This window comes from Meiothermus cerbereus DSM 11376 (assembly GCF_000620065.1).
Lineage (GTDB): Bacteria > Deinococcota > Deinococci > Deinococcales > Thermaceae > Meiothermus > Meiothermus cerbereus.
Genome location: NZ_JHVI01000013.1, coordinates 42,561 through 54,886, shown reverse-complemented (window position 1 = coordinate 54,886; position 12,326 = coordinate 42,561). Strand labels below are relative to the sequence as shown.

12 protein-coding genes are annotated in these 12,326 nt (G+C 63.6%); 11 read left to right on the top strand and 1 reads right to left on the bottom strand.

Annotated elements, in window-relative coordinates:
* Positions 1 to 85: 85 nt before the first annotated feature.
* Positions 86 to 1,513: an amidohydrolase gene (locus Q355_RS0106055; RefSeq protein WP_027876970.1), complete on the top strand. Its 1,428-nt coding sequence runs from the start codon at positions 86 to 88 to the stop codon at positions 1,511 to 1,513.
* A gap of 290 nt (positions 1,514 to 1,803) precedes the next feature.
* Here the strand turns inward: Q355_RS0106055 and Q355_RS0106050 are convergent, their stop codons facing one another.
* The gene (locus tag Q355_RS0106050) at positions 1,804 to 2,469 is read right to left on the bottom strand and encodes a GntR family transcriptional regulator (RefSeq protein WP_027876969.1); all 666 of its coding nucleotides are present in this window, start codon (positions 2,467 to 2,469) and stop codon (positions 1,804 to 1,806) included.
* Between the two features lie 76 nt (positions 2,470 to 2,545).
* Here Q355_RS0106050 and Q355_RS0106045 point away from each other — a divergent pair, with 76 nt between their 5' ends.
* From Q355_RS0106045 to Q355_RS0106000, 10 genes are all read left to right on the top strand, one after another.
* Positions 2,546 to 2,872 carry a UxaA family hydrolase gene (locus Q355_RS0106045; RefSeq protein ID WP_027876968.1) on the top strand — a complete coding sequence of 109 codons (327 nt, stop codon included), beginning with the start codon at positions 2,546 to 2,548 and terminating at the stop codon, positions 2,870 to 2,872.
* Positions 2,872 to 4,050: a UxaA family hydrolase gene (locus Q355_RS0106040; protein WP_027876967.1), complete on the top strand. Its 1,179-nt coding sequence runs from the start codon at positions 2,872 to 2,874 to the stop codon at positions 4,048 to 4,050. The genes Q355_RS0106045 and Q355_RS0106040 overlap by 1 nt, the downstream gene beginning before the upstream one ends.
* Positions 4,051 to 4,053: 3 nt before the next feature.
* Positions 4,054 to 4,980, top strand: coding sequence for a hydroxyacid dehydrogenase (locus Q355_RS0106035; RefSeq protein ID WP_027876966.1), 927 nt, complete (start codon positions 4,054 to 4,056; stop codon positions 4,978 to 4,980).
* Positions 4,977 to 5,975 (top strand): Ldh family oxidoreductase, encoded by a 999-nt coding sequence (locus Q355_RS0106030; RefSeq protein WP_027876965.1) that lies wholly within the window; start codon positions 4,977 to 4,979, stop codon positions 5,973 to 5,975. The genes Q355_RS0106035 and Q355_RS0106030 overlap by 4 nt, the downstream gene beginning before the upstream one ends.
* Positions 5,972 to 7,225, top strand: coding sequence for an ABC transporter substrate-binding protein (locus Q355_RS0106025; RefSeq protein ID WP_027876964.1), 1,254 nt, complete (start codon positions 5,972 to 5,974; stop codon positions 7,223 to 7,225). Before Q355_RS0106030 ends, Q355_RS0106025 begins: the two co-directional genes overlap by 4 nt.
* Positions 7,226 to 7,342: 117 nt before the next feature.
* On the top strand, positions 7,343 to 8,206 hold the full coding sequence (locus Q355_RS0106020) for a carbohydrate ABC transporter permease (RefSeq protein ID WP_036258837.1): 864 nt from the start codon (positions 7,343 to 7,345) through the stop codon (positions 8,204 to 8,206).
* Positions 8,207 to 8,266: 60 nt separating this feature from the next.
* The gene (locus tag Q355_RS0106015; protein WP_027876962.1) at positions 8,267 to 9,094 is read left to right on the top strand and encodes a carbohydrate ABC transporter permease; all 828 of its coding nucleotides are present in this window, start codon (positions 8,267 to 8,269) and stop codon (positions 9,092 to 9,094) included.
* Positions 9,095 to 9,130: 36 nt separating this feature from the next.
* Positions 9,131 to 10,450 (top strand): fucose isomerase, encoded by a 1,320-nt coding sequence (locus Q355_RS0106010; RefSeq protein ID WP_027876961.1) that lies wholly within the window; start codon positions 9,131 to 9,133, stop codon positions 10,448 to 10,450.
* Positions 10,447 to 11,298, top strand: a complete 852-nt coding sequence (locus tag Q355_RS0106005) for a PfkB family carbohydrate kinase (protein ID WP_027876960.1) — start codon at positions 10,447 to 10,449, stop codon at positions 11,296 to 11,298. Before Q355_RS0106010 ends, Q355_RS0106005 begins: the two co-directional genes overlap by 4 nt.
* 36 nt (positions 11,299 to 11,334) lie before the next feature.
* Complete coding sequence (locus Q355_RS0106000; protein WP_027876959.1) at positions 11,335 to 12,324, top strand: tagatose 1,6-diphosphate aldolase; 990 nt, start codon at positions 11,335 to 11,337, stop codon at positions 12,322 to 12,324.
* Positions 12,325 to 12,326: the final 2 nt, after the last annotated feature.

Genomic DNA, 12,326 nt, shown 5'->3' with positions numbered 1-12,326 from the left:
ATCACCTCAGCCCTGCTCAAAGAGGCTTGCCAGCCCATGCCCGGCCCTGCTTGAGCCTGGGCTGCGGGCGGGATAGGATGCCCCCATGCTACTTTATGGGCGAATAGAGACCATGACCGAGGCTGGGGCCGAGGCAGTGTATCTGGAAGGTGACCGCATCGCCGATGTGGGTAGCCTGCAAGACCTGAGTGCGCGCTACCCGGGAGCCAAAAAGCATTTTTTTGAGCAGATTACCCCTGGCCTGCACGAAGCCCATGCTCACCCGCAGATGTGGGGGTTGCAGCTCAGCAGCCTGGACCTGGAGGGGCTTGGCGACCCCCAGGCGGTGGCCCAGCAGGTGGCCGAGAAGGCCCGCACCCTGCCCCCCGGTACCTGGATACGCGGCGGGGGTTATCTGTTTCGGGACTACCCCACCCGCGAACTGCTGGATGCTGTAGCACCCCACCACCCGGTGTTTTTACAAAGCCGCGACCGGCACTCGGCCTGGGCCAACAGCCAGGCCCTGAGAGAGGCCGGTATTACCGCCCAAACCCCCGATATGCCCGGTGGGGTGGTGGTGCGGGATGCCCAGGGTGAGCCCACCGGGTATTTACTGGAAGCTGCCCAGGAGCTAATAAACCGGGTCTTGCCCCCGCCCGGCCTGGCCGAGCTCGAGCGGGGCCTGCAAGACCTGGCCCGTCGGGGCTACACTGCCGTTCATCACATGGGCTGGTGCCACTATAGCCTGGCGGAACAACTCGCGGCTTCCGACCGGCTGCCGCTGCGGCTTTGGTGGGCCCTGGACCGCGACCACTGGCGCGAAACCCAGCCAGGCTGGCGGGGCGACCGGCTGGAGATTGCCGCGGTCAAGTTTTTCGCCGATGGGGCCCTGGGCAGCCGCACCGCCTGGATGGTGGAGCCCTACCCCGACGGTTCACATGGTCTGGCGCTCGACCCCCTCGAGCTGATCGAAAGTGAGGGCCAGGCAGCACTGGCAGCGGGCTTCGGCCTGACCGTACATGCCATCGGAACCCGGGCGGTGCAGGGGGTGTTGGAGGTGTTTCACCAACTACAACCCGAGTCCGGGCGTATCTTTCGGCTCGAGCACGCCCAGCATGTGCGCGATCAGGAGTTGCCACGGTTTGCTGGGCTGAACCTGGCGATTTCCATGCAGCCCATGCACCTTCTAGGGGACGCCGAGCTGGTGCGCTACCACCTGCCGGGCCACGAGCACCAGGCCTTCCGCCTGCGCGACCTGTGGAACACCGGCCTGCCCCTGGCTTTTGGCTCGGATGCCCCGGTGATGAAGCCGCTTTTCGAGCTGAACCTGGAGGCTGCTACCCAGCACCCCCTGAATCCGGCCCAGCGCCTGACCCCCGCCGAGGTTTTGTGGGCCCACACCCGGGGCGCAGCGCTGGCGGCGGGCTGGCCCCAGCACGGCCAGATTCACCCGGGGGCCCCCGCCGACCTGACCTTGTGGGCGCAGGGCCGCCCTGTGGGGCGGGTCTTTGCCGGGGTGCTCGAGCTGGTCTGATACCAGATTCGGTTAGTTCGTCGCCGAACGGTGACGAACTAACCCGACCGAAGGGATACGCTTTCTTCGCCGAGCGCAGCGAGGGGTGTGCTCTAGGATTCAAAAAGATAGCCTCTTAGCGCTTTTTGTTTGAAGATTATCTTTTTGAATCCGGTATGATACCTGGAGCGCTTTGCTAGCCCAAAGCCCGCCGGTGGCCTTGCCAAAAGGATTTTGCACCTTTCTCGCCCCTGGAAGGCCAGGGTAGGGCAATCAGGCTGGCAGGAGACTTAGCGATTGTGAAGAGTGTTCTAGCGATCCGGGGCTTCTCTGGCCAGTAAAAAGCTTTCCAGCGCCCGCCCTGCGTTGCGGACGTGGGTTCGCATGGCAGCTTCCGCAGCCTCGGGGTCTTTGTCACGTACCGCTTGCAAGATGGCTTCGTGTTCGGCGCGGGACTGGGGCAGGCGCCCTGGGATGGCCGCCGAGCTGTTGATGAGCATGCGAATTTGTCCGTCTATGGTCTCGGCGGTGGCGAGCAGGCGTTTGCTGCCGGCGGCTTCCCAGAAGGTGCGGTGGAAGGCCAGGTCTAGGTCGCCATAGGTGCCAATATCGCCCTGGTCGGCGGCTTCGCGCTGCTTGCTAAACAGGCGCTCGAGCTTCCTAAAAAGGGCCCTTCCGTCATTCTCGACGGCTAATCGGACTGCCAGCCCCTCCAGCACCTCGCGCAGGCTGTAGATCTCCCGCACATCCTCGAGGCTTGGCTCCAACACAAAATAGCCCCGGTGGGGCACCGCCACTACCAGCCCCTCGCGCTCCAGCGCTGCTAGGGCTTCCTTGACCGGGGTGGGGGAGAGCCCCAGGTCTTCGGCCAGCACCCGCACCACCAGTTTCTGGCCGGGGGGAATCTTGCGCCCCAGAATGGCCTGCCTGAGCGCCTTGTAGGCTTCGCGGTTCAGGGTGGTGCGGTTGAGGGTCATCCTTGGTCTTTCAGTTTAGCACATTGACTATAAAAGATTTTAGATATAAAATCCCAAGGAAACCAAAGGAGGACTTGTGGCACATAGGGCCTTAGCGCATAAAAGCACCGATGATGTAGCGGTTGCGGTGGCCGATTTAAAAGCTGGCGAGGAGCTGACCATCCATAGCCTCGAGGGCGGAAAAGCCCACAAGGTTAAGCTGCTGGAGGACATCCCCTTGGGGCACAAAATCGCCCTCAAGGACATGCCCGAAGGCCACGTGGTCATCGAGTATGGCGAAAAGGTGGGCCGTATGACCCGGCCCGTAAAAAAAGGCGGGTATGTGCACGTGCACAACATCCGCACCCTGCGCTGGGATTATGGAAAAAGCAAGGGTAATCCCAAAGCCAAAGGAGGCCGATGATGCCCAGGAAAGTAGCTTCTAAAGGCTTGGCGCTCACCGGCTACCGTCGCCCCAACGGGGCGGTGGGGGTGCGCAATCACGTGCTCATCCTGCCGGTGGACGACCTGTCCAACGCCGCCGCTGAGGGCGTGGCCCGCTTGATTAACGGAACCACGGCCCTGCCACACCCCTATGGGCGCTTGCAGTTTGGTGCGGATCTCGAGCTCACCTTCCGCACCCTCTCGGGCCACGGGGCCAATGCCAACGTACACGGGGTGGTGGTGATCGGCATCGAGCCCAAATGGACCGACCGGGTGGCCTCGGCCATCGCCAAAACTGGCAAACCCGTCGAGACCTTCTCCATCGAGCGCCACGGCGACCTCAACGTGATCAACGCAGCCAGCCGGGCGGCCTACCGCATGGTGCAGGATGCCTCCGAGCTCAAGCGCGAGCCGGTTCAGGTATCCGAGCTGGTGCTCTCCATAAAGTGTGGCGAGTCCGACCCCACCTTGGGCCTGGCCGGCAACAAAGCCCAGGGCCGGGTGGTGGATCGGTTGGTGGACATGGGGGCCTCGGTCATCTTCGGCGAAACGTCTGAGCTGACCGGTGGCGAGCACCTGATCGCCAACCGCTGCGCCAGCCCTGCCCTCAAGCGCAAGTTCATGCAGATTTATAACGACTACATCCGCATGATCGAGGCCCAGGGGGTAGATCTGCTGGGCTCCCAGCCCACCGAGGGCAACATCCGCGGGGGGCTTTCCACCATCGAAGAAAAAGCCCTGGGCAACATCCAGAAAACTGGTTCGCGCAAGGTAAACGCGGTGCTGGACTACGCCGAGCCGGTCAAGCCGGGTCAGGGTCTGGTTTTCATGAACAGCTCCTCCGCCGGGGCCGAGCAGGTTACGCTCTGCGCGGCGGGGGGCAGCGTGCTGCACTTCTTCACTACCGGCCAGGGCAACATCGTGGGCCACCCCCTCATCCCGGTCATCAAGATCTCGCCCAACCCCATCACCTGCACCACCATGAGCGAGCACATTGACGTGAAGCTGCCGGATCTGCTGGTGGGAGATATCAATCTTGATCAGGCCGCCGACCGCATCCTGGAGGTTTTTGTTCGCACCGTCAATGGTCGCCTGACCGCTGCTGAACTTCTGCGGCACAACGAGTTCGTGATCACCAAGCTGTTCCCCAGTGCCTGAACCATGATTGTGGTTTGCGAGTTCATCACCCCCAGCGGGCTCGAGCGCCTAAAGCAAAGTGGCCTCGAGGTTCATTACGACCCCAACCTCTGGAAAGACCGCGCAGCCCTCAAGGCCCGGCTGGCCGAGGCCACCGCGCTCGTGGTACGCAACCAGACCCAAGTGAATGCCGACTTGCTGGCTGCTGCGCCTAAACTCAAGGTGGTCGGGCGGCTGGGGGTGGGCCTGGACAACATCGTGCAGCCCGACCTCAAAGCCCGCGGCGTACAGCTTTACTTTGCCCGCGGCATCAACGCGGTTGCGGTGGCCGAGTACGTGCTGGCCGCCATGCTGCACCTGGCCCGCAACATTGCGAGGGCCGCGGCCCACGTGGCCGGGGGCGGCTGGAACCGCAGCGCTTTTGGCGGTTTTGAGCTGGCGAACAAAACCCTGGGCCTGGTGGGGCTGGGCGAGGTGGGCTTGCGGGTGGCCAAGCGGGCCCGGGCCTTTGGCATGAAGGTAGTGGCCTCCGACCCCATGCGCCTGCCCTGGGAGAGCGCGGTAGAAGACCTCGAGATCGAGCTGGTTGCTACCCCCGAGGTGCTGCGAAGGGCCCAGTTTCTCTCGCTGCACGCCCCCCTAACCCCCGAAACCAAAGAACTGATCCGGGCCGAGACCATCGCTACCATGCCCAGGGGCAGCTACCTGATCAACACCGCCCGGGGCGAGCTGGTCAACCAGGCCGATCTGGTGGCCGCCCTACGTTCGGGTCATCTGGCTGGAGCCGTGTTGGACGTGGTAGACCCCGAGCCTCTGCCCGAGCAGCACCCGCTGCGGGGTGTGGACAACCTGTGGATAACCCCCCATGTGGCGGGCCTGACCGCCGAGGCCCAGGAAGCGGTGGGGCTGCGGGTGGCCGAGGGGGTTTTGAGCATCCTGGGGGTGGCATGAAGGTTCCCTATTCCGAGCTATTGCGGGTGGTCTCGAGCCACTTCCAAAGCCTGGGGCTGGCCCCGGGCCACGCCAACGAGTTCGCTGAGGTGATCCTCGAGGCCGAAATCGAGGGCAACGTAGGCCACGGCCTGACCCGTGTGGCCCAGTACACCAGCCAACTCCAAGCGGGTGGCTTGAATGCCAAACCGCAGATGCGTTTGGAACGAACCAAACCCAGTGTCGCCATTCTCCATGCCGACGGCGCACCAGGGCCGGTGGCCGGGCTCTTTGCGGTGCGGGTGCTGGCTCAGATGGCCCAGGAGCAGGGCAGTGCAACGCTGGCTGTGCGCGGCGCGGGGCACTCTGGGGTGTTGTCGGCCTATGTGGGTCGGCTGGCCCAGCAGGGCCTGGTGGCCTTAGCTTTTGCCAACACCCCGCCCGCTATTGCCCCTGGGCCGGTGTTGGGCACCAACCCCATCGCCCTGGGTGCGCCGGCCCAGCCCCAGCCGATCATCATCGACACCTCCATCTCGGTGGTGGCCCGGGGCAAAATTATTGCTGCTTCGAAGAAAGGCGCGCCCATCCCGGAGGGCTGGGCGCTTGACAAGGAGGGCCGCCCAACCACCGATGCTCGGGCAGCCCTGGAAGGTTCCTTGATTCCCATTGGGGAAGGCAAGGGCTTTGCCCTGGCGGTGCTGGTTGAGATTCTGGCGGGTGTCCTGGCGGGTGAGGTGCTCTCGCCCGAGCTGCCCCTACCCTGGATGCCCCCCGAGCAGGCTGCCAAGCCGGGGTTGATGCTCCAAGCCTTCGATCCCGGTGCATTTGGCTTGGGCTATGCCAGTCGAGTGGCCCAACTCATCCAGGCTCTTGAAGCGGTCGGAGGCCGGATTCCCGGTTCGCGCCGGGCCGCTTTACGAGAAAAAGCCATGACAGAAGGTGTGGAGGTTAGCGAGACACTACAAGCCGAACTCGGTAAACTAGGTTTGCATCTACAAGGAGGAGGAAACCCATGAAGAAGTTTTTTTGGTTGTTGGTTGCTATCTTGGTGATGTCTGGTGCGCTGGCACAGCAAGCCCGCTTGCGGGTGTTCGTTGGGGGGCAGCAGCGCCCCGATGTACTGCGCAAAATTTTGGATACCTACCAGCAGCGCAACCCTGGAGTGCGTGTGGAGATTGAAGTCGGTGGGGCTACTTCCGACCAGCAACAGCAATACCTCACTACTGTGCTGGCCTCGCGCGACCCCAGCATCGACGCCATCTTGATTGACGTGGTTCGGCCCGCCCAATATGCCGCGGCCAAGTGGGCCGATACCCTGGATAAGTACTTGCCAGCGGCTACCCGGCAAGCCCTGCTCAAGCAGTATCTTCCGGCCTATGCCAAAGCCAACGTCATCAATGGTCAACTGGTGGCACTGCCCAGCTTTGCTGATGCTCAGTTCCTGTACTACCGCAAAGACCTCTTGGAGAAGTACGGTTTCAAGCCCCCCGTAACCTGGGATGAAGCCATTAAGCAGGCTCAGACCATCCTGGCCGGTGAGCGCAACGCCAACCTCAACGGGATCGGCTTCATGGGCAACATCTCCGAGGGTACGGTGTGTAGCTTCCTGCTGCCCATCTGGGCTGCTGGGGGCGACGTGGACGAAGGGGGCAAGCTTATCCTGACCGAGGCCCAGGCGCGTGCTTCCTTGCAGTTCTGGCTCGACCTGATGGACAAACACAAGGTTTCTCCGCCCAACATGGCCGAGAAAGCCCAGGACACCATCCGCCAGGAAATGCAGGCAGGCCGCTGGATTTTTGGTACCCTGTTTGCTTACGCCTGGAATAGATTTCAAAACGACGCTGACAGCCAGGTCAAAGGCAAGATTGGGGTAGTCCCGTTGCCCAAGTTCGAAGGCGGGCGCTCGGCCTCCTGCCTTGGTGGCTGGCAGTGGACCATCTCCGACTTCTCAAAAAACAAAGCCCAGGCCTACAAGCTGGTGCGCTACCTCTCGAGCCCGGAAGTTTCCAAAATCCTGGCCATCGAGGCCTCCAACCTACCGGTTTTCCCGTCACTTTACCGTGATCCCGATGTGCTGAAGGCCAACCCCTGGTTTGCCGATGCCCTGCCGGTGGTGCAATCGGCCCGGGCCCGCCCGGTGCATCCGCGCTATCCCGAGGTGGCCGATGTGATGCGTAAGGCGCTCAACGCGGTGCTGGCCCGCACCAAGACCCCAGAAGTGGCCGCTAAAGAAGTTATCGAAGGACTTCGCGCGATATACCGCTAGCTGTTTACCTCGAGCCTCGAGCCGCAATTTTGCACCCTTACTGCGGCTCGAGGCCACTTCGACAGGAGAATAGTTGTGTCTGTGCCCACCCAACCATACCGACGAAGTTTTGGCGATATGTCCGAGCGAGCGCTGGCCGTCTGGCTGCTGCTCCCGGCGGGCCTGCTGCTGGGCTTTGTAGCGCTGTATCCGGTGGTACGGCTCATCTACACCAGCTTTTTTCAGTACCAGCTTACGCAAGGCCCTGAGGCCAGCTTTATCGGCTTGGCCAACTATGCAGCCGCCCTCGAGGATGCCCGCTTCTGGAACGCGTTTAGAAACACTGCCCTGATTGTGCTGGTTACGGTTCCGGGTGCTCTGGTGGTGGGGCTGGGCCTGGCCTTGCTGGCCAACCTGCCCTTTCGGGTAAAGTGGCCGGTTCGCCTGGGGTTGCTGCTGCCCTGGGCCTTGCCGCTGGTGTTCGTGGGTCTGATTTTTCAGTGGTTTTTTGATAGCCAGTATGGGGTGGTCAACGACTGGATTGTGCGCCTGGGGGGCGAGCGCCAATTCTGGCTGTTCAGGCCCGACCTGGCCTTTTGGGCTATTTGCTTTACCATCATCTGGAAGACCAGCTCGTTCGTAGCCCTTATTTTGCTGGCGGGCTTGCAGACCATTCCCAAGGAACTCTACGAAGCCGCCGAGGTAGATGGCGCAAGCCGCTGGCAGGTTTTTTGGCGCATTACCCTGCCGTTGCTCACGCCGGCCATTCTGGTGGCCATGATTTTTCGCACCATCACCGCTTTTCAAACCTTCGACATCCCCTATGCCATGACCAAAGGTGGGCCGGGCAACGCCACCGAGACGCTGGCGATGTACGTGCGGGTGACCAGTATCGAGAACCTCAACTTCGGTTATGGATCAGCCCTGGCCGTGCTGCTGTTTTTAGTCAGCATGGCGATTACGGTGATCTACCTGCGCTACATTCGAGGTGCCGATGACTAGGGATAGGCGAGTGCAGCACTATAAAGCAAATCAGGGCCGCAAAGGCCTTTTTGGGGACATATGAAAATCAATAACCCGCGCATCTGGTTATGGATAGCTGCGGCTATCGTTGTGTTAAATGGCTTTTTCCCGGCTTTGTGGATTTTCCTGACCTCCATCAAGGGAGAGGCCGAGCTGACCCGCATTCCCATTACCTACTGGCCCGACAACCCTACCCTGCAAAACTACGTGCAAGCTTTTCGGGAGCAGCCCCTGGCCCGCTACTTTTTGAATAGCCTGATCGTGGCAGGTTTTTCTACGCTGCTGTGTGTGAGCGTGGCCAGCCTGGCGGCGTATGCGCTGGCCCGACTGCATGTGCCGCGGCGCAACCTGATTTTGTCGTTGCTGGTGGGGGTTTCCATGTTTCCTGTGGCCTCGTTGATGGTGCCGCTGTACCAGACCTTCAACGAGCTGGGTCTGCGTAACAACTACTTGGCCCTGATTTTGCCTCACGCTGCGCTTTCGTTGCCGGTGGCTACCCTTACGCTGGTGAGCTTTTTTGCGGGCATCCCGCGCGACCTCGAGTCCGCCGCCATGGTTGACGGCAGCACCCGGCTGGGGGCCTTGTGGCACGTGGTGGTTCCGCTGGCTGCGCCAGGGGTTTTTACTGCGGCCATCCTGGCGTTTGTGAACAGTTGGGATGAGTTCCTGCTGGCCTCCACGCTGTTACCGGCCAAGGCCATGCGAACCCTGCCGGTGGGCATCCAGCTTTATCAGGGGGAGTACGTCTTTCCCTGGCCGCTCATCTCGGCAGCGCTGGTGGTGGCCCTGGTGCCGGTGGCGCTGGTGATTGCGCTGTTCCAGGAGCGGGTAGTGGGCGGTTTGACCCAGGGTGGAGTCAAGGGTTAGTGCGGCTTGGGTGTACTAAAGTGAACGAAAAGTGATATGTCAAACCTAAGAGTTGGTCTAGTTCCCATCGTGCGGCCTTTGTTCAGGGGCTCGAGGTTGGGCCTCGAGCACAGCAGCCGCCAAGCCCTGGAAGCCCTGGGCCCCAAGCTGGGCTTCGAGCTGGCCTTTGTGGCCGAGCCGGTGGTCGACGCTGCCCAGGCTGAGGCGGCGGCCCGTGCGGCCCAAAACGCAAAGCTGGATTTACTGCTGGTGCAGCATGTGACCTTTGCCACCGGCGATGCCTTTATGCCGCTCCTGGAGCTTCCCATCCCGGTGGGGCTGTGGGCCTTGCCGGAGGTGTGGGAGAGCGGCCCCCTGCCGCAGAACGCAATCTGCGGCCTCAACCTGGGGGTTTCGCTGGCGCAAAAGCCCACCAAGTGGTTCTACGGAGTGGTGGAGGATGCCTGGTTCCAGGCCCGCCTGCAGCTCACCCTACAGGCCCTACGCGGGGCCAGGGTGCTGCGCGAAGGCCGCGTGCTATGGCTGGGCGGCCATGCGCCGGGTTTTTTTGCCTTTGGGGCCCTGCCCGAGACCGGCCTTACCGTCGAGAAGGCCGACCTGAGCGAGCTATGGGCGGCCCTGGCGGCGGTCTCAGAGGCCGAGGTAGAGGAGCGGGCGTCAGCGTTTCGTGAGCTTTCGGAGTACCCGCTGGAAGCTTTGCGCGAAAGCTTCCGCCTCGAGCTGGCCCTGGAAAAACTGGCCCGGCCCTACGACGGGGTGGCCCTGCGGGAGTGGCCGGAAATCCCCGACCAAACCGGGGTGATGGCCTATGCGGCCATGGCCCGTCTGGCCGATATGGGCTACACCCTGGCGCCCGAGGGCGACGTGATGGGCTTGGCCGGTATGCTGGCCCTGAAGGCCATCTCGGGGCGGCCCGCCATCCTGCTGGACATCTCGCACTTCTCGTCCAAAGGGGTGATGCTCTGGCACGGGGGCGAAGCCCCCCAGGTCTGGGCCGGTGGCCCCACCCGGCTGGTGCCGCACTTCAACCGCAACCTGCCCGCCGTGCGCGACATGCCCCTGCGCGCAGGGCCCATCAGCGGCCTGCGCCTGCTGCCGGGCCGCAAAGCCGTGGTACACGGGGGGGTGCTGAACGGCGATAAGGGCTACGACGGCGACTCAGGGCACCTTACCCGCCCTACCTGGGCTGGTGAACCCCTCACCCCCCGGCAGTTCCTGGCGAGCTGGCTCAACCACCGCATCCCGCACCACCTGGCGGTGGGGATGGGCGCGCACGAGGAGGCCCTGCTGGAGATGTGTGTCTGGCTGGGCCTGGAGGTACTGCCCCCACGTTCGGAGGAGCGCAGGCTGGTATGAAGGTACTGACCGTGGGCTGGGCCAACCTGGATCAGCGCTACTACGTCGAGGAGTTCCCACCCCGCGCCAGCCGAACCGGGGTGCGGGCCTACCGCGAGACCATCGGCGGCCCGGCCGCAGTGGCCGCGCTGGCGGTGGCCCGGCTGGGGGGGGCGGCCCACCTGCTAAGCCGCCGGGGCGATGATGCGGCGGGCGAGCGGCTGCAGGAGCTGCTCGAGGCCGAAGGGGTCAAAACCCATTTCCAGCTGGGCGCGGCCACCCCGGTCTCGGCGGTGCTGGTGACGCCGGAGGGGGAGCGCTTTATTTTTCCCTACCGGCCTGCCCTGCCCGAGGAACTGCTGCTGAGCCAGGAAGACCTGCTTGGGGAGGCGAGGGCGCTGCTTTTGGACGGGCGCTGGGCCACCGCCGGGTATAGGCTGGGCCAGGCCGCCCGGGCGCGGGGCCTTCCGGTGGTGCTCGATCTGGATCGCGACCGGGAGGAAGACTGGAGGCTTATTCAGGTGGCCACGCACGTGGTGGCCTCGGAAGAGCTGGCGCTGAAAAAAGGCGGCGTGGATGCGCTTTTGGCCCAACTACAGGCGTTGGAGGTATTCGCTGCCGTTACCCTGGGGGCCGAGGGGGTCGCGTATGCGGGGGGACGGGTAGCGGCCCACAAGGTGCACGTGCGCGATACCACCGGGGCCGGCGACGTGTTCCACGGTGCGTTTACCCTGGCGGTGGCCGAGGGGCAAACAGAGCTCGAGGCGCTCGAGTTCGCCTCGGCGGTAGCCGCCCTGCACTGTGCCAACGCTGCGCCGCCACACCGCAACGAGCTAGAGGCCTTCCTGGCATCCCAGGGCCGCGCCTAGATTCAGCTTTTCACCAAAAACCTCAGAGGGAAAGATATGCAAACCACTCCAGCAAAAGCCCGTGCTTATGCCCGTATCGGTGATGGGGCCCTGCGCTTTGGCACCCTGGCCATCGACCAGCGCCCACCTTTGATGAACCTGGTGGCCCAAGCCCTGGGCCGCAACCCCGAGGATGTGGGGGCCGAAGTAGCCGAACTCAAGGGCCTGCTGGCCGAGACCCTGGGCCGCGCCGTGACCGGCATCCTGATCGACCCGCACTATGCCTTTCCGGCGGCCATGCCTGCCCTGCCCCGCGAAACCGGCCTGATGCTGACCCTCGAGCACCACCGCTTCGAGACCCTCGAGGGCGGTTGGCGCAAAAGCCAGCTCATCCCCGGCTGGAGCGTGGAGCGGGCCGTACAGATGGGGGCCGATGGCCTGAAGTTGCTGGCCTGGCACCGCCCCGACGCCCCACAGGAAATTGTCGAGCACCAGCTCGAGTTCGTGCGAAGGGTGGGGGAGGCGTGCAAGCGGGCCGACCGCCTCTTTATCTTCGAGGTGCTGCCCTACCCCCTGCCCGGCGAGGACGAGGCCGCCTACAACGCCAAACTGCGCGAGATGTCGCTGGAAATCGCCGCGGCTTTTGCCGACCCCAGCTTCCACATCGACCTCTACAAACTGGCCTTCCCCGGTGCGGCCCGCTTAGTGAAGGAGTGGGGCGGCTCGGGCTACAGCCTGGAGGACCTCGAGGCCGACATGCGCGAATACAGCAAGCTCCCGGCCCCCTGGCTGCTGCTTTCGGGCGGCCTGAATGCCGACCAGTTTGTGCAGATGCTGGAAGCTGCCCTGAACGCCGGCGCGCGGGGTTATCTGGCGGGCCGCGCGGTGTGGCAGCACCCTTTGCGCTTCTACCCCGACCAGGCCCGCGTGCGCGAGGCCTTGCGCGAAGAGGGCCTCGAGACCATCAGCCGCCTGAACGAACTCCTGCACGCCCTAAAGCCCATGCATCCCCAGGTGGACTGGAAGCTCGAGGGGGTGGCCGGGTAGAG

Excerpts from the sequence above, each read along its gene's own strand:
- Q355_RS0106050 (WP_027876969.1), bottom strand. The coding sequence starts at position 2,469 with ATGACCCTCAACCGCACCACCCTGAACCGCGAAGCCTACAAGGCGCTC.
- Q355_RS0106055 (WP_027876970.1), top strand. The coding sequence starts at position 86 with ATGCTACTTTATGGGCGAATAGAGACCATGACCGAGGCTGGGGCCGAG.
- Q355_RS0106035 (WP_027876966.1), top strand. The coding sequence starts at position 4,054 with ATGATTGTGGTTTGCGAGTTCATCACCCCCAGCGGGCTCGAGCGCCTA.
- Q355_RS0106040 (WP_027876967.1), top strand. The coding sequence starts at position 2,872 with ATGCCCAGGAAAGTAGCTTCTAAAGGCTTGGCGCTCACCGGCTACCGT.
- Q355_RS0106010 (WP_027876961.1), top strand. The coding sequence starts at position 9,131 with ATGTCAAACCTAAGAGTTGGTCTAGTTCCCATCGTGCGGCCTTTGTTC.
- Q355_RS0106030 (WP_027876965.1), top strand. The coding sequence starts at position 4,977 with ATGAAGGTTCCCTATTCCGAGCTATTGCGGGTGGTCTCGAGCCACTTC.
- Q355_RS0106025 (WP_027876964.1), top strand. The coding sequence starts at position 5,972 with ATGAAGAAGTTTTTTTGGTTGTTGGTTGCTATCTTGGTGATGTCTGGT.
- Q355_RS0106020 (WP_036258837.1), top strand. The coding sequence starts at position 7,343 with ATGTCCGAGCGAGCGCTGGCCGTCTGGCTGCTGCTCCCGGCGGGCCTG.
- Q355_RS0106000 (WP_027876959.1), top strand. The coding sequence starts at position 11,335 with ATGCAAACCACTCCAGCAAAAGCCCGTGCTTATGCCCGTATCGGTGAT.
- Q355_RS0106005 (WP_027876960.1), top strand. The coding sequence starts at position 10,447 with ATGAAGGTACTGACCGTGGGCTGGGCCAACCTGGATCAGCGCTACTAC.
- Q355_RS0106015 (WP_027876962.1), top strand. The coding sequence starts at position 8,267 with ATGAAAATCAATAACCCGCGCATCTGGTTATGGATAGCTGCGGCTATC.